19 protein-coding genes and 1 riboswitch are annotated in these 21,914 nt (G+C 53.7%); of the genes, 11 read left to right on the top strand and 8 right to left on the bottom strand.

The features are described from left to right. Nucleotides 1-17 precede the first annotated feature (17 nt). The 5 genes from ACI0CA_RS10125 to ACI0CA_RS10105 all read right to left on the bottom strand — a co-directional run bounded on the left by ACI0CA_RS10125 (nucleotide 18) and on the right by ACI0CA_RS10105 (nucleotide 5,940). Entirely contained in the window at nucleotides 18-1,670 is a 1,653-nt protein-coding gene (locus ACI0CA_RS10125) for an ABC transporter ATP-binding protein (RefSeq protein ID WP_417422719.1), read from the bottom strand. After that, entirely contained in the window at nucleotides 1,633-3,435 is a 1,803-nt protein-coding gene (locus ACI0CA_RS10120; protein WP_446806892.1) for an ABC transporter ATP-binding protein, read from the bottom strand. The genes ACI0CA_RS10125 and ACI0CA_RS10120 overlap by 38 nt, the downstream gene beginning before the upstream one ends. Further along, on the bottom strand, nucleotides 3,422-3,904 hold the full coding sequence (locus ACI0CA_RS10115; protein ID WP_308450044.1) for a MarR family winged helix-turn-helix transcriptional regulator: 483 nt from the start codon (nucleotides 3,902-3,904) through the stop codon (nucleotides 3,422-3,424). Before ACI0CA_RS10115 ends, ACI0CA_RS10120 begins: the two co-directional genes overlap by 14 nt. A 186-nt stretch (nucleotides 3,905-4,090) precedes the next feature. Then, a complete protein-coding gene (locus tag ACI0CA_RS10110) occupies nucleotides 4,091-4,972 on the bottom strand; it encodes a tRNA 2-thiocytidine biosynthesis TtcA family protein (protein ID WP_446806893.1) in 882 nt (293 codons plus the stop codon). 191 nt (nucleotides 4,973-5,163) lie between these two features. Beyond that, nucleotides 5,164-5,940, bottom strand: coding sequence for a tRNA threonylcarbamoyladenosine dehydratase (locus ACI0CA_RS10105; RefSeq protein ID WP_308450046.1), 777 nt, complete (start codon nucleotides 5,938-5,940; stop codon nucleotides 5,164-5,166). 200 nt (nucleotides 5,941-6,140) lie between these two features. Here ACI0CA_RS10105 and mutY point away from each other — a divergent pair, with 200 nt between their 5' ends. After that, a complete protein-coding gene (gene mutY / locus ACI0CA_RS10100) occupies nucleotides 6,141-7,190 on the top strand; it encodes an A/G-specific adenine glycosylase (RefSeq protein ID WP_446806894.1) in 1,050 nt (349 codons plus the stop codon). A 61-nt stretch (nucleotides 7,191-7,251) separates the two neighbouring features. On the opposite strand, the gene ACI0CA_RS10095 is transcribed toward mutY, so the two are convergent. Genes ACI0CA_RS10095 through ACI0CA_RS10085 form a run of 3 tightly spaced genes read right to left on the bottom strand, consistent with a single transcriptional unit; the run spans nucleotide 7,252 to nucleotide 10,530 of the window. Beyond that, nucleotides 7,252-8,460 carry a Gfo/Idh/MocA family protein gene (locus ACI0CA_RS10095; protein WP_395507044.1) on the bottom strand — a complete coding sequence of 403 codons (1,209 nt, stop codon included), beginning with the start codon at nucleotides 8,458-8,460 and terminating at the stop codon, nucleotides 7,252-7,254. 21 nt (nucleotides 8,461-8,481) lie between these two features. Continuing rightward, nucleotides 8,482-9,312, bottom strand: coding sequence for a sugar phosphate isomerase/epimerase family protein (locus ACI0CA_RS10090; protein ID WP_308450137.1), 831 nt, complete (start codon nucleotides 9,310-9,312; stop codon nucleotides 8,482-8,484). 18 nt (nucleotides 9,313-9,330) lie between these two features. Next, the gene (locus tag ACI0CA_RS10085; RefSeq protein ID WP_395507043.1) at nucleotides 9,331-10,530 is read right to left on the bottom strand and encodes a Gfo/Idh/MocA family protein; all 1,200 of its coding nucleotides are present in this window, start codon (nucleotides 10,528-10,530) and stop codon (nucleotides 9,331-9,333) included. A gap of 191 nt (nucleotides 10,531-10,721) precedes the next feature. Further along, nucleotides 10,722-10,934, top strand: a riboswitch (cobalamin riboswitch). Nucleotides 10,935-11,175: 241 nt separating this feature from the next. Between ACI0CA_RS10085 and ACI0CA_RS10080 the strand changes: the two genes are divergently transcribed. The 10 genes from ACI0CA_RS10080 to cbiE all read left to right on the top strand — a co-directional run bounded on the left by ACI0CA_RS10080 (nucleotide 11,176) and on the right by cbiE (nucleotide 21,913). Further along, the gene (locus tag ACI0CA_RS10080; protein ID WP_412263670.1) at nucleotides 11,176-12,450 is read left to right on the top strand and encodes a sirohydrochlorin cobaltochelatase; all 1,275 of its coding nucleotides are present in this window, start codon (nucleotides 11,176-11,178) and stop codon (nucleotides 12,448-12,450) included. Nucleotides 12,451-12,536: 86 nt separating this feature from the next. After that, the gene (locus ACI0CA_RS10075) at nucleotides 12,537-13,406 is read left to right on the top strand and encodes an iron transporter (protein WP_412330348.1); all 870 of its coding nucleotides are present in this window, start codon (nucleotides 12,537-12,539) and stop codon (nucleotides 13,404-13,406) included. Next, nucleotides 13,403-14,569 carry an ABC transporter substrate-binding protein gene (locus ACI0CA_RS10070; RefSeq protein WP_412263673.1) on the top strand — a complete coding sequence of 389 codons (1,167 nt, stop codon included), beginning with the start codon at nucleotides 13,403-13,405 and terminating at the stop codon, nucleotides 14,567-14,569. The genes ACI0CA_RS10075 and ACI0CA_RS10070 overlap by 4 nt, the downstream gene beginning before the upstream one ends. Before the next feature lie 7 nt (nucleotides 14,570-14,576). Then, the gene (locus ACI0CA_RS10065; protein WP_308449521.1) at nucleotides 14,577-15,602 is read left to right on the top strand and encodes a FecCD family ABC transporter permease; all 1,026 of its coding nucleotides are present in this window, start codon (nucleotides 14,577-14,579) and stop codon (nucleotides 15,600-15,602) included. Beyond that, nucleotides 15,599-17,503 carry a cobalt-precorrin-5B (C(1))-methyltransferase CbiD gene (gene cbiD / locus ACI0CA_RS10060; protein ID WP_308449522.1) on the top strand — a complete coding sequence of 635 codons (1,905 nt, stop codon included), beginning with the start codon at nucleotides 15,599-15,601 and terminating at the stop codon, nucleotides 17,501-17,503. Before ACI0CA_RS10065 ends, cbiD begins: the two co-directional genes overlap by 4 nt. A 2-nt stretch (nucleotides 17,504-17,505) precedes the next feature. Beyond that, nucleotides 17,506-18,264: a precorrin-4 C(11)-methyltransferase gene (cobM, locus tag ACI0CA_RS10055; RefSeq protein ID WP_308449523.1), complete on the top strand. Its 759-nt coding sequence runs from the start codon at nucleotides 17,506-17,508 to the stop codon at nucleotides 18,262-18,264. Continuing rightward, nucleotides 18,261-19,250: a cobalt-precorrin 5A hydrolase gene (locus tag ACI0CA_RS10050; RefSeq protein WP_446806993.1), complete on the top strand. Its 990-nt coding sequence runs from the start codon at nucleotides 18,261-18,263 to the stop codon at nucleotides 19,248-19,250. The genes cobM and ACI0CA_RS10050 overlap by 4 nt, the downstream gene beginning before the upstream one ends. Nucleotide 19,251: 1 nt before the next feature. Next, nucleotides 19,252-19,992 carry a precorrin-3B C(17)-methyltransferase gene (gene cobJ, locus ACI0CA_RS10045; protein ID WP_308449525.1) on the top strand — a complete coding sequence of 247 codons (741 nt, stop codon included), beginning with the start codon at nucleotides 19,252-19,254 and terminating at the stop codon, nucleotides 19,990-19,992. After that, nucleotides 19,989-20,723: a precorrin-6A reductase gene (gene cobK / locus ACI0CA_RS10040; protein WP_308449526.1), complete on the top strand. Its 735-nt coding sequence runs from the start codon at nucleotides 19,989-19,991 to the stop codon at nucleotides 20,721-20,723. The genes cobJ and cobK overlap by 4 nt, the downstream gene beginning before the upstream one ends. Further along, complete coding sequence (cbiE, locus tag ACI0CA_RS10035; RefSeq protein WP_308449527.1) at nucleotides 20,720-21,913, top strand: precorrin-6y C5,15-methyltransferase (decarboxylating) subunit CbiE; 1,194 nt, start codon at nucleotides 20,720-20,722, stop codon at nucleotides 21,911-21,913. Before cobK ends, cbiE begins: the two co-directional genes overlap by 4 nt. The last annotated feature ends 1 nt before the right edge of the window (nucleotide 21,914 follow it).

Here is a 21,914-nt window from a genome sequence, read left to right as displayed (position 1 = left end):
CCTTTTGTGTGTTGTGTTTAATCTGTCAGAGCGATGATGCGACCAAGTTCGGCAGAAGTTCTGTGCGAGATGGAAATGACGGTGCGGTTTTCCGCTACGCGTTTCAAAGCGGAAAGCACGGCGCGTTCGGTCTCGGCGTCAAGGTTTGCGGTGATCTCATCGAACAGCAGCATGCTCGGTGTGGCTGCTGCAGCTCTTGCGATGGACAAAAGCTGCCACTGACCCTGCGAGAACAGATCATCGGTACAACGCGTGTCGTAGCCTTTTTCCATGCTTTCAATCGTATCCTTGAGCCCGGTGAGCTCCGCCGCAGTGTGCACGGCTTCATCGCTGATTGTGCTGTCATATAGCGTGATCTGATCGCGCACGGTGCCCGGCACCATGTGGAACGTCTGCTCCACGCAGCCGAACAGACGGCGGCGTTCATCATCGCGGATATCGGCCGCCGGCACGCCGTGAATGAGCACCTCGCCGCTCTGCGGCTTATAAAGACCGAGAAGAAGCTTGAAGATGGTACTCTTGCCGGCGCCGGTGCGGCCGGTCAGCGTGGCCTGATCGCCGTCCATGACTTTAAAGCTCAAGTGATCCAGCACCATGCGCTTATCGTAGCCGAACGTGACATCGCGGAACTCGACAAACGGCACGCTTCCGCTTCTTGCGGTGATGGTCTTCGGCTCATGTGTCGGTACGGTATCGGGATTTTCTTCCAGCGCGAAGAACTCGTTGATGCGGTGGATGCCCGCCAACGCGGACTGGATGGTCTGAATCTCCATGCCAAGGCTTTCAACCGGCGTGAAGATCTGCGAAATATAGTTGATAACGGCAACAGCTGTACCGGCGGACATACCGAACAACGTCAGCACGGTGGTGTTGCCGGAAGCGGAAAGCAGCATGACGACGGCGACGACCACCGCGTTCGTAATGAGGATAACGGGGGAGTAGACGGCATCATAGAAGTTCGTCTTTTCCATAGCGCGGTAGCTCTCATTGATGTACGTGTCATAGCGCTTTTCCATGTACTTCTCTTTGCCGAGGCAGTGAATGGTGCGGATGTTGTGCAGTGTTTCCGGCACGTGGCCCGAAGCGCGGCCCACGGCCTTGCGGTTTTCAATCTGCGCTGCCAGCATATTTTTCTGCACGTGGCGCGTGAAGCAGAACAGGAACGGCAGCAAAACGAGCAATACGATCGCCAGACCGCGGTTTTGGAACCAGATAACGACCAGAATACTGATGATTCTGCACGCATCGGCAAACATACTGATGATACCGGAGGAGAATAGGGTTTCAACGGTATCGACATCGCCGACAAAGCGGGAAACGAGCGTGCCGGGCTCCTGTTTTGTCATGTTGTCGGCGGTAAGGTGTGTAAATTTGTCCATTAAGCTGCTGCGTAGCGCGTGGGTGATTTTCTGGCCGAATACCACGAGCAGACTTTCACGCGCGGATTCTGTGAACCCGGTGAGCGCCAGCATGGCGAAATACAGTAGGATACGTGCGAATGCGGCGTCGGTTCCGGCTGTGATGGAGTCCACAATATCGGCTAAGATCAGCGGCGGGATAAGTGCGAACACAACAGCGCCGATAACGGCCGAAACAATGCCGAGGGAAAGGCCTTTTTGCTTTTTTACGGTGTCAAAGATCACCGTTTTCACTTGTTTTTTGCGCGTCATGTTCGGCACCTCCGTTCTCTGTGGTATGGACTTGCGATGTATACAGGTTTTCGTATTCGGGGACGATTTTCAGCAGCTCTTCGTGTGTGCCGGTCACGGCCTTGCCGTTTTCCATCCAGATCACGCCGTCCATCTCCGGGAAAAGGTATAACCTGTGCGAAATCAAAAGCACGATGCTGTCTTTTGCGAGCGCTTGCAAATTGACGAACGCCTGCTTTTCCGTGTTCTTATCGAGCGCGGAGAACGGATCGTCCAGAATGAGGATCGGCGTATCGTGGCACAGCGTGCGGGCAAACGCAAGGCGCTTTGCCTGACCGCCGGAAAGGTACGCGCCGCCGCTGCCGATGAGCGTATTTTTGCCGTCGGTCATTTCCGCGACCTCCTGCTTCATGCACGCAGCGTTTAAATACGTATCGCTGTTTTTGCTGTCGCCGAGCAGAACGTTGTTTTCCACGCTGTCGTTAAAGAGCTCCGGGTCGTGCCCAAGGTAGCCGACGATGCCCGTGCGCACGCTTTGCTCCATGTTTTGCAGCTCTGCGCCGTCCACCGTGATGTGGCCTTCGTACGGATATTCACACAAAAACGCCTTGCCGAGCGTCGATTTGCCGCATGCGACTGCGCCGGTGATGCCGATGATCTGGCCCTTTTTCGCCGAGAACGAAATATCGTCGAGAATTTTCTTGCCGTCCGGGTATGTAAAGCTCAGGTGCTTGACCTTGAGCGCCTCAACGGGCGTTTTCTTTACTTTGACTTCATCGGTCTCGTTTTCCTCTTCCTGCGGTAGCAGGGGCTTGATGCGGTTCCAAGAGACCTGCGCCTTGTGCACCGCGTTAAAGAGCTTTGCGGCGCTGGAGGATTTTACGGAAAGCTTTACAAAGCATACAAGGAACGTTGTAAACGAAGCAATACTCCATGCTTGCCAGCCGGTACCAAGCACATTCTTCTGGCCGAAATACAAAATAAAGAACACGCCCGCCATAGAGATGATGCGGTAGATCGGCGGCATGGCAGCGTTCCAGATGTTCGCTTTCACGGCTGCTTTTTCATAGCTCGTCAGGTTTTCTTCGTATACGGCCTGACGCTTTTTTTCAAGACCGAAAACGCGATAGGTCATGGCATTTTCTGCACGGTCCAGAGTGGCGGTGCTCAGCCGGCCGGATTGCTCCTTGTACGCCGCGCCGGCTTTTTGAATGACTTTTTTCATCTTTTCCGCCGTAACATACGAGATTGGCGGGAAAAGCATGCACAAAATAGTCAAACGCCAATCATACCACAGCAGCATGCAGAGGTATGCTGTCAGCGCCACACCGGTGTCGAAAATCTCGGTCGTGAATTTACGCATGCCCTCCACGCAGTCGTCTACGTCAAGAATGGCCTTCGTCATGATATTGCCTTCGCCTTCTTCGCGCAGGCTTGCACGGCTTTTTTTCACAAGGCTGCCGTACAAAGTTTCTTTCATGCGGCGATTCACATTGTTTGCAAAGCGGCGTACGTAAAAGCGCTTCACGTAGCGTGAGATCTGCACGACCGCCGTGACGACCGCAAAGCTGATGACGAGCATCAGCATGCCGGAAAACTGTCCGGTACCGTTTAAAATCTCTACAAGGTACCCGGTCATCGTGCCCTCAAACCACGGCCCGGTCAAAAGACCGATATTGTAGATCAGGCCGGAGACTGTGACAATCAGCAGTGCTCTCCACTCTGCCTTAAAGTAAGAGAGGACACGGTTCGGTTGAAACTCCGCAGACTTCTTATTTGTCTTCATTTTGTGCCTCTTTCTCTTTTACGCGCTGCGCGACATGCAGAAAACCTGCGCGGCGTTCTTCCTTGGATTTTAAATAGAGGGTGTTCAGTGTTTTGCAGAACACCTCTTTTTCGTCGTCAGGCAGGCCGTCGAGCAGCCACTCGTAAAACGAACCCTCAATTTCCGCCTTGGAGTTGCGGAGCGCTTCGGCTTTTTCAGTGGGGTAGAGCAGCTGACTTCTGCCGTCCAGAGGATTCGGCTCGCGGGTGAGGTAGCCCTTTTCCTCCAGCCGCGCCACGCGACGCGCCGTTGCGCCCTTGTCGATCTTCAGCGCTTCCCACATTTCTTTTTGTGTTGTACCGGGGTTATGCCGTACAAAGTGGATCACATCCATTTCCGCTGTGCCTATGCCGTCTTCTTTCATCGTCTGCACCGTAAACCGATTGGCTTCACGGGCGATCTTGGTTATCTTACGCTCTGTGTTGTCCATAGAGCTGTGCCTCCGTTTCAGATAAAAACGTTTAGTTGTATGTTCAACTAAAATAGAGGATAGCACAACTAAAACGCACTGTCAACTACATAAAGTAAATAAAACTTCTTGAGGGTTAGTAGAATCTAACTGTTTTGCTGTAACGAAAGGCGAGCAGCCGGAGATTTCCGCTGTTCGCCCTTTGTGTTATTCGTCTTCTTTTGATTCTTCTTTCAGTTCTTCCGTGCGGGTGTTGTAGATCTCGGTGAACGTGTGTGTCACACCGCGTGATTTATATCCGACCATCGTGTCGAGACAAACGGAATGGATGCTGTTGAAAATACTCTTTTCTATATTCGGATTATCGCGTTTTAAGCGGCGCAATAAAAGCTTTGTTTCCTGCCGCTTAGAGACGCTTACGTCATGGTCACACGTTGCGCAGTTTTCCGTAAAGCGGCATGCACACTGGATAAACTCCAAATCGTTGTATCTTTTCCATGATAAAATGTCGTCTTCATGGATGCAATACATGGGACGAATAAGCTCCATACCTTCAAAATTCTGGCTGTGCAGCTTTGGTGGCATCGCCTGTAATTGCGCACCGTAAAACATGCTCATCACGGTGGTTTCCACAACGTCACTGAAATGATGTCCAAGTGCGATCTTGTTGCAGCCGAGCAACTTCGCTTTGCTGTATAAATGTCCGCGGCGCATTTTTGCACACAAATAGCACGGGTTCTTTTCGGTGTTGTTTGCCACAGAAAAAATATCGGTCTCAAAAATCGTGATCGGAATGTGCAGTAATGCCGCATTGCTTTCGATTTTCTTACGGTTCAGCTCATTGTAGCCCGGGTCCATCACAAGGTACACAAGCTCAAACGGAACTTCGCTGTATTTTTGCAACTCCTGCAAAAGCTTTGCCATCAGCATGGAATCCTTGCCGCCGGAGATGCACACCGCAATCTTGTCGTTTTCCTGAATGAGCTCGTAACGCTTTACCGCAGCGATGAACGGGACCCAGATCGACTTGCGGAATTTCTTTTGTATACTGCGCTCAACGCGCTGGTAGGGTTCAAGTTCTCTTTCCATTTTATGTAAACTCCAAATATAGCTTGTCGAAGATCCTCTAAAATTCATCGAGTTCATCCTCGGTCATCGGATGGCTTAAACGGATGCGCCAAGAGTTCAGCGCATTTTTACGGTCGCGGCTCACGGCATACACCGCGCGGAAGGGGGTGCTTTCCACGGAGCAGGCGTATTTGCGGCGTAATCCAAGTAGATTATGCGCCGATGCCGCGGCCTTTAAAGCCGGTCAGATCTTTGATGACTTCGCCCGCGATGATGAGTCCCACAACGGACGGCACAAAAGCGTTGCTGCCCGGCACCTGACGGCGCTGCGTGCACTTTCTCTCGGTGCCCGGCGGGCAGATGCAGTGCGTGCGGCAGCTTATGGCCATGTCGTCCACGGGCGTGATGGGCAGCTCTTTGGAGTAAACCACTTTCAGCTTGCGCACGCCGCGCTTTTTCAGTTCGTTGCGCATAACCTTTGCCAGCGGACAAACGGAGGTCTTGTATAGGTCTGTCACTTCAAACGCGGTCGGGTCTACCTTGTTGCCAGCACCCATGGAGCAGATGATCGGCGTTTTCGCCGCTTTTGCGTTCATCACAAGCGCAATCTTGCCTGTCACCGTGTCAATGGCGTCCACAATATAATCGTAGTGTTTAAAATCAAACTGGTCGGCCGTTTCGGGCGTGTAGAATGTCTTGTATGTGCGCACCACGGCGTCCGGGTTGATGTCTTTAATGCGCTCGGCCGCAACATCCACCTTGTACTGACCGACCGTCTTGCGCGTCGCGTAGATTTGGCGGTTGATGTTTGTCAGGCAGACCTTATCGTCGTCGATGAGGTCGAGCGAGCCCACACCGCTGCGCGCAAGCGCCTCTACCGTGTAGCCGCCCACGCCGCCGATGCCGAAAACGGCTACGCGCGCATCCTTTAGCATCTCCATGGCGTCACGGCCATAGATCAGCTCCGTTCTGGAAAATTGGTTCAACATATTTCTTCGCTCCTTAGCGTTTGTCTTTATATCGCCTATAAATTCAGTATGCTTTGTAAAGTATACAAAACTTAAACGGGAAAGTCAAGATAATACCGATTATACCGCATCTGCCGTTTCCATGCAATACCGCTTCCTTTTTTAGAACGGGTGTGCTATACTGTAAACCCAAGATCAAAAGAGTGGAAAAAGGGGATAGTATGGAACAAAATGAAATTTACGCTGCGCTGCCGGGAGTTTTGCTGCCGTGGTACGAAAAAAACGCGCGCGACCTGCCTTGGCGGCACACGGAGGAGCCGTACCGCGTGTGGGTTTCGGAGATCATGCTCCAGCAAACGCGTGTGGAAGCCGTCATCGGGTATTACGAGCGCTTTATGGAAGCGTTCCCCACGGTACAGGCACTTGCAGAAGCCGACGAAGCCCGCGTGTTAAAACTCTGGGAAGGACTCGGTTATTACTCCCGCGCACGAAATTTGCAGAAAACGGCAAAGCTCCTCGCTGAAACGCAAAACGGCGCTTTTCCCGATACCGCCGAAGCGCTCGAAAAGCTGCCGGGCATCGGCGCATATACGGCAGGCGCAGTGGCGTCCATTTGCTTTGAGCAGCCCGCGGCGGCTGTGGATGGCAACGTGCTGCGCATAATCATGCGCATGATGGCGGACGACCGCCCGATCGACCTGCCGCAGGTAAAAAAAGAGATAGGGGAGGCGCTTTGCAAGGTCTACCCGAAAGGGCACTGCGGCGCGTTCACGCAGGCGCTCATGGAGCTTGGCGCGTGTGTCTGTATGCCGAAAAGCCCCAAGTGCGAAGTCTGCCCCACGCAGAGCTTTTGCCGTGCATATAAAGCCGGAAACGTCACAAAATACCCCGTAAAACGTCCGAAAGCCGCAAAGAAAACAGAAGAGCGCACCGTGCTTTTGCTCGAATGCAACGGCAGATTCGCCGTGGAAAAGCGAAGCGAGACGGGTTTGCTCGCCGGGTTATGGCAGTTTCCGAACGTACCTCAAAAGCTCGATGCCCAAACCGCCGTGCAAACAGCGCAGAGCTTTCACACCGACCCGAAGGAGCTGATGCTCGAAACGCACAAGACGCACATTTTCACGCATATTCGCTGGGAGATGACCGGCTATGTGATCCGCTGCAACGCGATGTCCGAAGCGTTTACATGGGCAAGCCTTGCGGAGATTGAGCACGATTTCGCACTGCCTACCGCCTTTCGGCAATTTTCAGACGAGCTGAAAACACTGTAAATAAACAGCAAACAGCCCGCAGCAGGAAAACCCAAGCTGCGGGCTGTGCTTTTATGCGATTTTAGTCGTCCAAAATGCCGTGCATCGGGTTGTTTTTCATCGGCGCGGTGCGCGTGTAATGCGTCGTCAGCGGGATGAACTTGCCCTCGCGACTGGATTTTTCAAAGCTCGTCAAGATCTCCAGCACATGATACTGCTGCTGGCAGTTCGCGCGGAAATCGCGGCCGGTGCGCAGCGCCTTGCACATGTCGCTGAGGCCGAGCGCACGGGAGTTCACGTTGTAGTCGAACAGCAGAGGAATCTCCTTGTAGCCGGCGTAAGCGGGCAGATTGCCTGTGCGCAGACCGGGATCGGAGTGCGTTGCCGCCACGTCTTCGGGGCGCATCAAAAGTACCGGGCCGCCGAACGTGTTCGGATCCGGCACAATCATCGTGCCCTTCGTGCCGTAAATTTCAAAGCGTGCGTAGTTCTGCGAGGGATAGTACACGTCAAACGTCGTGAACACCTGCGCAATGGCGCCGTTCGCAAACGTGATGTTGCCGGTGAGGTACGTATCGGCCTCCACGTCGATCTTTTCGCCGTAGTGCGGCTCGGAGGTGATCAGACGCTCTTTAAACGATTTCTTCGTCACAGCCGTTACACCGACTGCCTCGCCGATGAGCTGCACGAGCGCCGTCACGTAATACGGGCCCATGTCCATCATTGGACCGCCGCCTCTTTTATAGAGGAAATCCGGGTCCGGGTGCCATGTCTCGGGGCCGTGCTGAATCATTGCGCATGTCGCACCGATGACATCGCCGATCAGCCCGTCATCAATAACCTTGCGCGCGGTCTGGATGCCTGCGCCCATGAACGTATCCGGCGCGCCGCCCATGAGGAGATTTTTCTCCTTTGCGAGCGCCATAAGCTCTGTACCTTCCTCCATGTCCGCCGCAAGCGGCTTTTCGGAGAACACATGCTTGCCGTGCTCCAGCGCGGCTTTCGTCACGCCATAGTGCTCATACGGACGGGTAAGGTTCAGAACAACCTCCACTTCGGGATCGTTGAACGCTTCATACATATCCTTATAAATTTTCGGCACGGGGGCTTTTGCGCCTGCTTCGATGTATTCCTTCACCGTCTGCACACCTTTTTCCGCGCGCTCCGGGATGAGGTCGCATACGCCGATGAGCTCCACTTCTTTGAATACGGTCGTGATGTTTTTAAGGTAAATGCCGCTGATCTTGCCGACGCCGATCATCGCGACCTTTACGGGATTTGCGTTTGTCATAAAATTCACTCCTAAATAAACTTAAATGTCCAGCACGTCTCGAATGTAAATTCTGGAAACCTCTGCCGAATGGAAGTTGCCGACCTCCGGGCGGTCGAGTTCCACGCACAAAATGCCGTTGTAGCCGATCTCCTCAAGCGCCGCTTTCACAGCAGGGAAGTCGATGGTGCCATGGCCGAGCGCGCGGAATGTGCCCATTTTGTCTGCACCCTCTGCGGTCTTCAAAGCGTAGGTGTCTACGTCTTTGAGGTGCATATACGCAAGGCGTGGGCCGACCTTCTTGATGAGCTCGACGGGGGACATGCCCGCAAGCGTTGTGTGTGCCGTATCGATGCAGAACGAAACGTAGCGCGGATCGGTGTGTGCCATCAAATAATCAATGTCGCTTTCCCAGAACACGCATGTGCCGTAGTGCGGGTGGAAACACAGCGTCACGCCCTTTTCCTTTGCGTAAGCGCCGAGCGTGTCCGCAATGGCGCAGATTTTATCGAGCACCTCGGGGTTTGTCGGGCGCTCCAGCGGACCGCCGTCACCGAAATACCCGCCGTGCTGGCAGTTGTACCACTTGCCGCCGATGGCTGCGAGAAAATCGATTTGCTTTTTTCCGACTGCAATGTTTTCTTCCACATCGGTGCCAAAGTGACCGTACAGGTTCACAAGCTCCACGCCGCAGCGCTTTTCCATCTCGATGAGCTCGTTCGGGTCTTCAAAATAATCGCCGATAAAGGCGAAGTTTTCCACATAGTCATAGCCGAGGAACTTGCATTCCTTAAAAGACTGCTCCAATTGCTTTTTGGCGGTCTCAGCGTCCTTGGCGGTCAGCCAAGTCCAACCGGTATAGGCTGCTTTCATTCTATATGTACCTCCGTTTTATTCATCCAGAATGCCGTGCATCGGGTTGTTCTGCATCGGTGCCGTGCGCGTGTAGTGTGTTTTCAGCGGGATATATCTGCCCTCGCGACTGGATTTTTCAAAGCTCGTCAAAATCTCCAGCACATGGTGCTGCTGTTGGTAGTTCGCGCGGAAATCGCGGCCGGTGCGCAACGCCTTGCACATGTCGCTGAGACCCAGTGCACGGGAGTTTTCATTGTAGTCGAACAGCAGCGGCACTTCTTTGTAGCCGGTGTAATACTGCGGCGCGTTGTGTGCTATCAAGCCGGGGTCGATTGCCTGCCCGTTTACCTGATCCTCCGGGCGGTACACGAGCACCGGGCCGCCGAACGTGTTCGGGTCCGGCACGCAGATGGTGCCCCTTGTGCCGTACAGCTCAAAGCGGCACTGTGCGCCGGGTGCGTAATGCACATCAAATGTTGTGCAAATCTGCGCCACCGCGCCGTTTGCAAACGCAATGCTGCCCGTCAGATGCGTGTCGATATCGACGTCGATTTTCTCGCCGTAGTGCGGCTCGGACGTGATGATGCGCTCCGGGAACGTCTTTTTCGTCATGCCGATGACGCCCTTCGCTTCGCCGATGAGCTGCACGAGCGCCGTCACGTAATACGGACCCATGTCCATCATCGGGCCGCCTGCGCGCTTATAATAGAACTCCGGGTCCGGGTGCCATGTCTCGTGGCCATGGCAGATCATCGCGCAGTTCGCCGCAACAATGTCGCCGATGTACCCGTCATCGACAAGCTTGCGCACGGTCTGAATGCCCGCGCCCATGAACGTATCCGGCGCGCCGCCCATCAAAAGGCCCTTTTCTTCAGCGAGGGCGACAAGCTCGTCGCCTTCTTCCATGTCCGCCGCAAGCGGCTTTTCGGAGAACACATGCTTGCCGTGCTCCAGCGCGGCTTTCGTCACGCCATAGTGCTCATACGGGCGGGTGAGGTTCAGAACAACCTCCACTTCGGGATCGTTGAACGCTTCATACATATCCTTATAAATTTTCGGCACGGGGGCTTTTGCGCCTGCTTCAATATATTCCTTCACCGTCTGCACGCCTTTTTCCGCGCGCTCCGGGATAAGGTCGCATACGCCGACGAGCTCCACCTCTTTAAACACCGTCGTGATGTTTTTAAGGTAAATGCCGCTGATGGCACCGACGCCGATCATTGCAACTTTGACCAAATTCAATTCCTCCCTGATAAAAGTAAATCGCCGCCACTCGGCAATTCACGCGTCCATTTTCATGTATATTATACACGTTTCGCATAAAATAGCAAGACGTTTTGCTTAAGTTTCGGGCAAATTTGCATGCAAGGCAAAAAACGGCGGATTATCTTGCTTTTTTGCATTTCCTGTGCTATACTGTACTGCGAAAACTGAATGAAAACACAGGTGCCTTTCGTGTGCTTTTAAAAGCACATAGAAAAGGGTAAAAGGGAAGCGGGTGCAAATCCCGCACGATCTCGTCACCGTGATAAGGGAGTTTGCCGCCATGGCGTTTTGCCGGTCACTGAGCATAGCTTGGGAAGGCGGCGGCAGATGACGATCTTTCAGCCGGGAAACCTGCCTGTGTGTTGGTACGGGAGTGTCACACTCCAAATCACGAGGAATTGGTTGTACCGAAAATGCTCTGACTATATGCCGGGGTCTTTTTGTGTTGCCGTTCTATACACTTTGTACGTTTCGGCAGCACAAAGGACCTCGGCTTTTCTCATGGGCTTTATGGTGTATTTGAAAGAAAATTCATATATACCTTAGTTTCCTGTACCCTTCTTTCAGTGAAAATACAATAAGGGTTGATATTGACCACGGAAAGGAAGCACACCCATGAGTAAGCTTACATGGAAAAAGACCGCTGCACTGGTAATGACAGTTACAATGCTCACGACCGCTGCCGCAGGCTGCGGTAATAACGCGTCTTCGAGCGCATCTTCTGAGGAGAGCAGCACTTCTTCCACAGTTGAAAGCAGCGAGAGCTCCTCAGAGGAAAGCAGCGCGGCGAGCGCAACCGAGGAGGAAACAGACGAAATGGCAGCGAAGAATGTTGCGGATCTCATCGACGCAATCTATGTGCAGGAGCGCAATGACAATACCGATGAAGAATGCAAAGCAGCAAAAGAAGCTTGGGACGCGCTGACCGATGCGCAGAAGGAGCTTGTGGAAGGCGATAACGCCGACCCGGATTATTTCGGCCGCGATACGGGTGACGCCGCGAAAGACGACCCGCGCAACGAAGACGAAATCGGCGAAAACGAGCTGCTCGTTGTCAGCTTCGGTACGTCCTTCAACGACAGTCGCGTAAAGGATATCAAGGGCATTGAGGACGCTCTGCAGGAAGCTTACCCGGATTGGTCTGTCCGCCGCGCGTTCACCGCTCAGATTATCATCAACCACGTGCAGGCGCGCGACGATGAGAAGATTGACAACATGCAGCAGGCGCTTGACCGTGCTGTCGCAAACGGCGTCAAGAACCTCGTTGTGCAGCCGACGCATCTCATGCACGGCGCAGAGTACGACGAGATGAACGAGTTGCTTGACCGGTATAAGGATAAGTTTGAGAGCATCGCTGTTGCAGAGCCGCTGCTCGGCGAAGTGGGCGACGATGCGACTGTTATCAATGAGGATAAGGAAGCTGTTGCAAAGGCCATCACAGCTGAAGCTGTGAAAACCGCCGGTTATGATGACGTTGCTGCCGCTGCAGAAGACGGTACCGCATTCGTCTTTATGGGCCACGGTACGGCGCATGTTGCAAAGGTCAGCTACAGCCAGATGCAGACCACCATGGAAACACTCGGCTACACGAACGTATTTGTCGGCACCGTTGAGGGTGAGCCGGAAGACACCTCCTGCGAAGCCGTTATCGAAAAGGTAAAGGAAGCAGGCTTTACGAAGGTTGTGCTCCGTCCGCTGATGGTCGTTGCAGGTGACCATGCCAACAACGATATGGCTGGCGACGATGAGGATTCCTGGTTGAGCCGGTTCAAGGCTGCGGACTGCTTCGACAGCGTTGATACGCAGATTGCGGGTCTCGGTGAGATTGGGGATATTCAGCAGATCTACATCGACCACGCGCAGGCAGCGATCGATTCCCTGAATGGCTAATCCGTAAACACAGCGCCCGGAGAGAATCGCTCTTCGGGCGCTTATGTTTATAGATTGTTTTTAAAATAAAGAAGAGGTATAACAAAATGAAAAAGAAGCAGATTACAGCCCTTTTGCTCTCGGTGTTCCTGATCTTCGGGTGCAGCGCGTGCGCAGGCAATACGAATGAAAGCAGTGCGTCTTCCGAAACTTCCGTTTCAAGCGCAGAGCCCACCCCCACCGAAGAGCCGGACGTTGTGCCGGAAGACGGCATGTACACGGCAGAGTTCAAAACGGACAGTTCTATGTTTCAGGCGAACGAAACTTGCGAGGGCATGGGTACGCTGACAGTTGAAAACGGCGAGATGACGTTCCACGTCAGCCTGCGTTCTAAGAAGATCTTAAATCTGTACCTCGGTACGGCAGAGGACGCAAAGCAGAACGAAAGCGAATGGCTTCAGCCGACCACCGATACCGTCACCTATAAAGACGGCACATCGGAAGAAGTCTACGGCTTTGACATCCCGCTGAAAAGTGTCGATAAAGATTTTGAACTTGCGCTCATCGGCACGAAGGGCACGTGGTACGACCACAAGGTCAGCGTGCGTAACCCGCAGCCGATCGTTGAGGACACCGCAAGCGACGCAGAGACCGAAGTGCCGGAGGACGGCACGTATACGTGCAACGTCACGCTTGAGGGCGGTTCCGGCCGTGCAACAATCGAGAGCCCCACGGAGCTCACCGTTGCGGACGGCAAAATGACCGCGGAGATCACATGGAGCAGCCCAAACTACGATTATATGATCGTGGACGGCGAAAAGTATCTGCCCGTCAATACCGAAGGCAACTCCGTGTTTGAAATTCCCGTCGCCGCACTCGATACCGCACTCGCCGTTACGGCAGATACCACCGCCATGAGCACTCCGCACGAGATCGAATACACCCTGACGTTTGACAGCGCGTCTCTTACCGCATGAGACGGCTTACAGCGCTTTTAGCGGCGCTTTTGCTTCTGGCTTTCACGGGCTGCGCAGCAAACCCGGCACAGCCTGAGAGTACATCAAGCCCAGCGCAGGCCGATGAAACGCAAGCAGATTTTCAAGTCGAAAGCGCCTATCCGCTCGAATACGCGAAAGAGTTCACCGTGGACGAGTGCACCGGCGGTACAAGGCTCATCACCATTCAGAATGCCCGCTACCTCGTCGTGCCGGAAAACAGTACCGTGCCGAACGGTCTTTCGGAAGACATCACCGTTTTGCAGAAACCGCTTGAAAATGTCTATCTCGTCTCCACGTCTGCGATGGACCCGATCCTGAAGCTCGATGCACGAAGCGCCGTCACGCTTTCCGGCACGAGTGCCGAAAACTGGTATCTGCCGGAAGCGAAAGAAGCCATGGAAAACGGTGAAATTTCCTACGCGGGTAAGTACAGCGCGCCGGATTACGAGCGCATCGTGTCTGCAAACTGCGGCCTCGCGATTGAAAACACAATGATCTACCATACGCCGGAAGTGAAAGAGCAGCTTGAAAAGTTTGGCATTCCCGTGCTTGTTGAGCGCTCCAGCTATGAATCCGACCCCTTGGCACGCATGGAGTGGGTGAAGCTCTATGGCATTTTGTTTGATAAAGAGGCGGAAGCCGAAACGTTCTTCAACGAGCAGGTTCAGCGCATCCGGCCGCTTTTGGAGCAGGATACCACAGACAAAACGGCAGCATTTTTCTCTGTGACGTCGAATAACCTTGTCACGGTGCGTAAATCGAACGATTACGTTGCGAAGATGATTGGCATGGCGGGCGGCAAATACGTTTTTTCCGATCTTTCCGATAACGGCAATAACCTCGCAACGATTAATCTTTCGCTCGAGGAGTTCTACGCCGGCGCGAAAGACGCTGACGTTTTAATCTACAACAGTACCATCGAGGGCGAGATTAAAACAACCGAGCAGCTCTTATCAAAATGTCCCATGCTGGCAGATTTCAAAGCCGTGCAGAACGGCAACGTCTGGTGTACCACGCAAAGCCTGTTTCAGGAAAGCATGGAGCTGCCCGATTTGATTTTGGACATGAACCGCGTGTTCACGGCGGAAAGCCCGAATGCGGTCAACGAAGATGAACTGAAATTTCTGACACATGTAAGCTGAGGAAACCATGAAACTAAACGGCACAAAGCGTCTGACAATTTCATATCTTGCGCTCACGGCTGCATTGTTCGCGCTGTTTATGCTGAACATTTTCTGCGGCAGCACGGCCCTTTCGCCGAAGGACATTTTAAGCACGCTTTTCAGCGCGGGGAATAACGCACTCGCGCAAAAGATCATATTTGGTTTACGCCTGCCGCGCGCCGTCATGGTCGTTTTGCTCGGTGCGGCGCTGTCCGTTGCGGGTTATTTATTGCAGACTTTTTTTGCAAACCCTATCGCCGGGCCGTTCGTTATGGGTGTTTCCGGCGGCGCAAAGCTCGCCGTTGCACTCACGATGGTCGTGCTTTTAAATCACGGTTTGTTCACAAGCTCACTCACGCTGATTTTAGCTTCATTTGTCGGTGCCATGGTCGCTATGGGCTTCGTCTTGGCCGTTTCACAGCGCGTAAAGCGCGCAGGCGTGCTCGTTATCTGTGGCGTGATGATTAGCTATATCTGTTCGGCTGTCACGGACGTTGTTGTTGCATTTGCGCAGGATTCCAACATCGTGAATCTACACAACTGGTCGATGGGCAGCTTTTCCGGCATGACGTGGGAGAATGTCCTCACGGCGGCTTTAATTGTGCTGCCATGCCTTGCGCTTTCGTTTATGCTTTCCAAACCGATGGCGGCGTACCAAATGGGTGAAGCCTATGCGCAGAGTGTCGGCGTTTCCGTGCGTCCGTTCTCAGTTACACTTGTGTTGTTATCCAGCCTGCTCGCGGCATGCGTCACGGCATTTGCGGGGCCGATCTCCTTTGTCGGCATCGCGGTGCCGCATCTCGTAAAGCGCACACTCCGCAGTGCAAAGCCTTTGCACGTGCTGCCGGGGTGCGTTTTAGGCGGTGCAGCATTTTGCCTTTTGTGTGACCTCATCGCGCGCAGTATATTTGCGCCGACGGAGCTTTCCGTCAGCTCCGTCACGGCGATTTTCGGCGCACCGGTGGTCATTTTGCTGCTTGTGCGCAAACAGAGAAGGGAGGCGGCAGCATGAGCTATTGTGAAGCGAACGACCTTGCGGTCGGCTACAATTCGCCGCTTTTGGAGCATATAAAATTCGCCGCCGAGCGCGGACAAATTTTGACGCTTATCGGCCCGAACGGCGCGGGTAAATCGACCCTGATGAAAACGCTTGCCGCGCAGCTTGCGCCGCAGGGTGGGACCGTTTTGCTCGATGGGCAGTCCCTTTCGGTATACGCACCGAATGCCCGCGCGCGCAAAATGGCGCTGATGGTGCCGCACACGAACCGCACAGAGCTCACGACCTGCTTTGATGTCGCCGCAGCCGGGCGTTACCCGTATACCGGTCGTCTCGGAATCCTTTCCGAAGAAGATAAAAAGCAGGTTTTCGACGCGCTGCATCTCGTAAATGCAGCCGATATTGCCGACCGCGATTTTGATAAGATCAGCGACGGTCAGCGCCAGCGTGTCCTTTTGGCACGGGCAGTCTGTCAGAAGCCGGAAATTCTGTTTTTGGACGAACCGACGTCGTTTCTCGATGTTAAAGGTAAAGCGGAGCTCATGACGATCCTGCGCCACCTCGCAAAAGAGAAGAACACCGCAATTATCCTGAGCCTGCACGAGCTTGACCTCGCGCAGAAGCTCTCCGATGCCGTTGTCTGCGTTTCGCTGGACAGTGTCTCGGACATCATGACCGTAAAAGACGCGTTTCAAAAAGAGAACATACAAAAGCTATATAAAATGTCCGATGAAGAATACACGTTTCTGTTTGGTAAAAAGGAGCCGCCAAAGTTTGAGCACTACATTCGCAGCGGACAAAAATTATTGCGCTGCGGCTACACAACGGGCACGTGCGCGGCACTCGGTGCCGCCGGTGCGGCGCGACTGCTTTTCACCGGCAAGGCCCTGGAAACGGTCGGTCTGCGTACACCGAAAGGCATCGTTGTTGAGGTCGCGCCAATCTACTGTGAGAAGACCGAAACCGGCGCCGTATGCGCCATTCGCAAAGACGGAGGAGACGATATTGACGCCACGGACGGCCTGCCCGTCATCGCAAATGTGACGCTTTTGCCCAATGAACACGGCATCGTCAAAATCGACGGCGGCACGGGTGTTGGCCGTGTGACCAAGCCCGGGCTTGACCAGCCCGTCGGCGCGGCGGCCATCAACCACGTTCCGCGCGAGATGATCACCGAAGCCCTCTTAAAAGAAGCCAAAACATTTGAGTATAAAGGCGGTTTTTCCGTGCTTGTCTCCATCGAGGGTGGGGAAGAGGCCGCGAAAAAGACGTTCAATCCACACATCGGCGTTATCGGCGGACTTTCGGTGCTCGGCACCAGCGGCATCGTGGAACCGATGAGTCAGCAGGCAATCGTCGATACGATGCAGCTGGAAATTCATCAGGCTGCGCTCAAAAACGGTGCGCGCCGCCTGATTCTGACGCCCGGCAACTACGGCCTCGATTATCTGCGTGAAACCAACCTCACGCTCTTGGATATTCCCATCATAAAGTGCTCGAATTTTATCGGTGACGCGCTCGATGCCGCCGCAACAGAGCACTTTGAAGAAGTTTTACTCGTCGGGCACATCGGTAAGCTCGTGAAGGTCGCGGGCGGTATTATGAACACGCACTCCCGCATGGCGGACTGTCGCACGGAGCTTTTCTGCACGTATGCGGCGCTTGCGGGCGCGAAAAAAGAGGTGTGCGAAGCGCTGATGCAGGCGGCCACAACCGATGCCTGCCTTGATATTTTGGATCAAAACGGTCTGCGCGAGCCTGTCATGCACGGCCTGATAAACGCTGTACAGCTGCACCTCGAGCGCCGCGCAGCGGGTGCATTTCAAGTCGGCGCGGTGCTGTTTTCCAATCAAACCGGCCCCCTTGGGCAGACCGAAACCGCAGAAAAATTGCTGCAAAAGTGGAAGGAGTCGTAAACATGGTACATTTTGTCGGTGCCGGCCCAGGCGCGCCGGATCTCATCACGCAGCGTGGCGCGGCGCTCTTACAGACTGCCGACTGCATCATCTATGCCGGCAGCCTTGTCAACCCTGCACTTTTGGGGCTCGCTAAAGCAGATTGCACGATCTATAACAGCGCCAAAATGACGCTGGAAGATGTGATCTCCGTCATGCGCGAGAACGAAAAGAACAACAAAACAACAGTTCGTCTGCACACAGGTGACCCGTGCCTTTACGGCGCAATCCGCGAGCAAATGGATAGGCTTGATGCAGAAAGCCTTCCCTATGACGACACCCCCGGTGTCTCCAGCTTCTGCGGCGCGGCGGCAGCTTTAAACGCAGAATATACGTTGCCGTCTGTCAGTCAAACGGTTATCATCACGCGCATGGAAGGCCGCACGCCCGTGCCGGAAAAAGAAAAGCTGCAAAGCCTCGCCGCACACGGCGCGACCATGGTGATTTTCCTTTCAATCGGTTTGGTCAATCAGGTGCAGCAGGCGCTTTTGCAGGGTGCTTATACGGCTTCCACTCCCGTGGCAGTCGTCTACAAAGCCACGTGGCCGGAGGAAAGAATCGTGCGCTGCACTGTCGGTAATTTGGCCGAAAGCGTGCATAAAGCGGGCATCACCAAAACGACGCTTATTGTCGTCGGAGATTTTCTCGGCACACGATACGACCGCAGTAAGCTCTACGATCCCACATTCACGACGGAATATCGGAAAGGCAGCAAAGCATGAGCTGCGCATATATCGCTTTCACCGAAACCGGACTAAAACTCGCAGAAAGGCTGGCTTTTTCACATCCGGGCAGCATCAGTCGCGGCGGTAAAAACGGCGTGAAATTATCCGAGTGGACGGCCGAAAACTTTCAAAAATCCGATGCACTCATCTTCATCGGCGCTGTCGGCATCGCCGTGCGCGCCATTGCGCCGCATTGCAAAAGTAAGGCGACCGATCCTGCTGTGATTGTGCTCGATGAGCGCGGTCGGTTTTCCATTCCGATTTTGTCCGGTCACCTCGGCGGCGCAAATGACCTTGCCAAGAAACTCGCGAGCATCTGCGGCGCAGTGCCGGTCATCACGACCGCGACCGACATCGAAGGCGTGTTCGCCGTAGACGAGTGGGCGAAAGCGCAGAACTGCCACGTGCTCGAGCCTGGGCGTATCAAAACCGTCAGCAGCACACTGCTCGCCGGTAAAGTGGTTTATTATGATTCGCAGTGGAAAATCACAGGCACTCAACCTAAAAATGTTTTCCCGGCAGACGAGAACCATCAAGCCGATTTTTCCGTAACACTCTACCCGCAGAGTGATGCGCTGCACCTCGTTCCAAAAATCTGCGTGCTTGGCGTCGGCTGCAAACGCGGCACATCGGCTGAACATATCGAAGCAACATTTAAACAATTTTGCAAAAAAACAGGCTGTGCACCGCAAAGCATCTGTGCGTGTGCGAGCATAGAACTCAAAAAAGATGAACCGGGACTTTTGGAATTCTGTCAAAACCATGATTTTAACATCCGTTTTTATACAGCCGAGGAGCTCAAAAAAACGTCCGGTGAATTCACATCATCTTCATTTGTGCAGCAGATAACGGGCGTTGACAACGTCTGCGCCCGTGCGGCCGTACTGGCGTCGGGCGGCGAATTGGTGATCGAAAAGCATATATACAGCGGCGTGACGTTCGCCGTCGCCGCAAAACCCTTTACCCCGGATTGGAGCGTGTAAAATGAAGCGAAATCTCGTTTATGTCGTGGGCCTTGGCCCCGGCGACCCGCAGTTTTTGACCGCACAGGCGAAAACGGCGCTCGAAAACGCCGACGTACTATGCGGCTACACCGTCTACATCGATCTTATCCGCTCGTTTTATCCCCAAAAAGAGGTGCACGCAACGGGCATGACAAAGGAGATCGACCGTTGCCGCTGGGCGCTTGAGACCGCGCAAAGCGGCAAAACCGTGGCGCTTGTCTGTTCGGGAGATGCCGGCGTATACGGCATGGCGAGCCCGATTTTGGAACTTGCACCCAATTACCCGAGCGTCGAGATCGAGGTCATTCCGGGACTTACGGCGGCGCTCAGCGGCGGTGCGGTTTTGGGCGCACCGCTTGCGCATGATTTTTGCGTAGTTTCCCTTTCCGACCGACTCACCCCATGGGAAATGATTGAAAAGCGCCTTGCCTGCGCCGCCATGGGCGATTTCTGCGTGGCAATCTACAACCCGTCCTCGAAAGGTCGGCCCGATTATTTACAGCGTGCCGTCCGTATTTTGCTCCAGAACGGCAAATCGGAGGAGACCGTCTGCGGCATCGTACGCAACATTGGCAGAGAGAGGCAGCAAAGTGAGATCATAACGCTCCGCGAACTTGAAAACAAGCAGGTCGATATGTTCACGACTGTATATATAGGCAACAAAACAACAAAGAATATCGAAAGCAAAATGGTAACGCCAAGGGGGTATCGCACGGTATGAAAGCTGTGGTGTTCAGCGGAACGACAGAGGGCAGACAGTTTTCAAAAATTTTGGCAAACCTCGGCGTAGAAGTTCTTGTCAGTGTTGCAACAGAGATCGGTGCAGAAGAACAAGACGAGAATGAAAATATCACAATTCATGTAGGTAGATGCACTGCCGCAGAGATGACGAAACTTTTGCACGGCGCGTCAATCTGTGTGGACGCAACGCACCCCTATGCAACAGAAGCCACGCGCACCATTTGTGAAGCGTGTGAAACGACAGGCGTTGAGTACCATCGATTGCTCCGTACCGAAAGCGAATTGCCGAAGAACAGTATCGTGTTTGGAACGGCAGCAGAAGCGGCAGAATATCTCGAAAGTACTGCCGGGAATGTCTTGCTCACGACCGGTGCAAAGGAGTTGTCTGCTTTTAAAAATCTAGATATAAAGCGGATTTTTCCACGTGTGTTGCCCACACTCGACGGTATTCGCGCATGCGAAGCCCTCGACATTCCGCACCGCAACATCATCGCCATGCAAGGCCCGTTTTCACTTGACCTCAACCGCGTGATCCTTGAACAATTCAACATTCAATGGCTCGTTACAAAAGACGGCGGCGCAGTAGGCGGCTTTATGGAAAAAGCAAAAGCCTGCGAATACTGCGGTGCACGCCTCCTTGTACTGCGCCGCCCGCGGGAGAACGGGGAGACAGTTGAAAGTATCCTTGAAAGGTGTAGAGAATTGCTATGAAAATCACTTTAGTCGGCATGGGAGGCGGCACAGTCGACAGCGTAACAACGCAGGGAGCAGAAGCTTTGCATGAAGCCACACTCATCATCGGCGCAAAGCGTTTACTCGAAAACTTGCCGGATTTCTGTACACAAAATCGTATCGCAATGTATAAAATCGGTGAGATTTTATCAGTGCTTGAAACAACAAAAGAACAAAATATCACACTTGTATACAGCGGTGACACCGGGTTTTATTCCGGCGCCTCTGCACTGTGCCGCGTGCTCGATGAACGCCACATCGGATACACCGTGATTCCGGGCGTTTCCAGCGTACAGTTGCTTTCTGCTGCCATCCACGAACCGTGGCAGAACTGGAACCTCGTCTCCGCGCACGGCTGTGCATGTGACCCTGTTGCTGCGTGCAGCATGGGCAAGCCTACATTTTTCTTAACGGGCGGTGAAGTAACTCCCGCGGTGATTTGCGCGAAACTCACCGAAGCCGGGCTGGGAGACGTGCAGGCGGTTGTCGGTGAAAATCTCGGTACACCACAGCAAAAAATCAGTAAGAATGCAGTACGAAAAATATCTGAAAGTGCTTTTGCACCGCTATGTGTGCTTCTTGTAGAGTCGTGTGAAGTACCCGTGCGGCGTGTGCCGGGGTTGCCGAATGAAGTCTTCATCCGCGGCAAAACACCCATGACAAAGCAGGAGGTTCGCGCCGCAGCACTCGCAAAGCTTGCCGTTAAACCGACCGATATTCTCTGGGACATCGGCGCGGGGACCGGCAGTGTCAGCATAGAAATGGCGCTTGCTGCGCCGCTCGGATACGTGTATGCCGTGGAGTGTGACGCAGCCGCCTGTTCGCTGATAAAACAAAATCGAGACAAATTTCATGTACATAATTTGACACTTGTAGAGGGCAAAGCGCCGGAAAAATTAACGGGTCTTCCTGCACCGAATGCCGTGTTTATCGGCGGCAGTAAGGGCAATCTGCCCGAGATCATCGATGCTGTATTGACCGCAAACCCGAGTGCTCGCCTGTGTGTTTCCGCTATCGCGCTTGAAACGCTGCAAACGGCGCTTTCATCTTTTTCAACCCATGGCATGACTGCGCAAATCACACAAATTGCCATAAGCCGCAGCAGTTCAGTCGGTAATTTGCACCTGATGAAGGCGAATAATCCCGTTTTTTTGATTGTGAGGGAATGAC

The organism is Hominenteromicrobium mulieris (assembly GCF_046197855.1).
Classification (GTDB): Bacteria; Bacillota; Clostridia; order Oscillospirales; family Acutalibacteraceae; genus Hominenteromicrobium; species Hominenteromicrobium mulieris.
The sequence above is the reverse complement of the archived record's forward strand: the minus strand, read 5'-3'. Positions and strand labels throughout refer to the sequence as shown.

Excerpts from the sequence above, each read along its gene's own strand:
- ACI0CA_RS10125 (WP_417422719.1), bottom strand. The coding sequence starts at position 1,670 with ATGACGCGCAAAAAACAAGTGAAAACGGTGATCTTTGACACCGTAAAA.
- ACI0CA_RS10120 (WP_446806892.1), bottom strand. The coding sequence starts at position 3,435 with ATGAAGACAAATAAGAAGTCTGCGGAGTTTCAACCGAACCGTGTCCTC.
- ACI0CA_RS10115 (WP_308450044.1), bottom strand. The coding sequence starts at position 3,904 with ATGGACAACACAGAGCGTAAGATAACCAAGATCGCCCGTGAAGCCAAT.
- ACI0CA_RS10110 (WP_446806893.1), bottom strand. The coding sequence starts at position 4,972 with ATGGAAAGAGAACTTGAACCCTACCAGCGCGTTGAGCGCAGTATACAA.
- ACI0CA_RS10105 (WP_308450046.1), bottom strand. The coding sequence starts at position 5,940 with ATGTTGAACCAATTTTCCAGAACGGAGCTGATCTATGGCCGTGACGCC.
- mutY (WP_446806894.1), top strand. The coding sequence starts at position 6,141 with ATGGAACAAAATGAAATTTACGCTGCGCTGCCGGGAGTTTTGCTGCCG.
- ACI0CA_RS10095 (WP_395507044.1), bottom strand. The coding sequence starts at position 8,460 with ATGACAAACGCAAATCCCGTAAAGGTCGCGATGATCGGCGTCGGCAAG.
- ACI0CA_RS10090 (WP_308450137.1), bottom strand. The coding sequence starts at position 9,312 with ATGAAAGCAGCCTATACCGGTTGGACTTGGCTGACCGCCAAGGACGCT.
- ACI0CA_RS10080 (WP_412263670.1), top strand. The coding sequence starts at position 11,176 with ATGAGTAAGCTTACATGGAAAAAGACCGCTGCACTGGTAATGACAGTT.
- ACI0CA_RS10075 (WP_412330348.1), top strand. The coding sequence starts at position 12,537 with ATGAAAAAGAAGCAGATTACAGCCCTTTTGCTCTCGGTGTTCCTGATC.
- ACI0CA_RS10070 (WP_412263673.1), top strand. The coding sequence starts at position 13,403 with ATGAGACGGCTTACAGCGCTTTTAGCGGCGCTTTTGCTTCTGGCTTTC.
- ACI0CA_RS10065 (WP_308449521.1), top strand. The coding sequence starts at position 14,577 with ATGAAACTAAACGGCACAAAGCGTCTGACAATTTCATATCTTGCGCTC.
- cbiD (WP_308449522.1), top strand. The coding sequence starts at position 15,599 with ATGAGCTATTGTGAAGCGAACGACCTTGCGGTCGGCTACAATTCGCCG.
- cobM (WP_308449523.1), top strand. The coding sequence starts at position 17,506 with ATGGTACATTTTGTCGGTGCCGGCCCAGGCGCGCCGGATCTCATCACG.
- ACI0CA_RS10050 (WP_446806993.1), top strand. The coding sequence starts at position 18,261 with ATGAGCTGCGCATATATCGCTTTCACCGAAACCGGACTAAAACTCGCA.
- cobJ (WP_308449525.1), top strand. The coding sequence starts at position 19,252 with ATGAAGCGAAATCTCGTTTATGTCGTGGGCCTTGGCCCCGGCGACCCG.
- cobK (WP_308449526.1), top strand. The coding sequence starts at position 19,989 with ATGAAAGCTGTGGTGTTCAGCGGAACGACAGAGGGCAGACAGTTTTCA.
- cbiE (WP_308449527.1), top strand. The coding sequence starts at position 20,720 with ATGAAAATCACTTTAGTCGGCATGGGAGGCGGCACAGTCGACAGCGTA.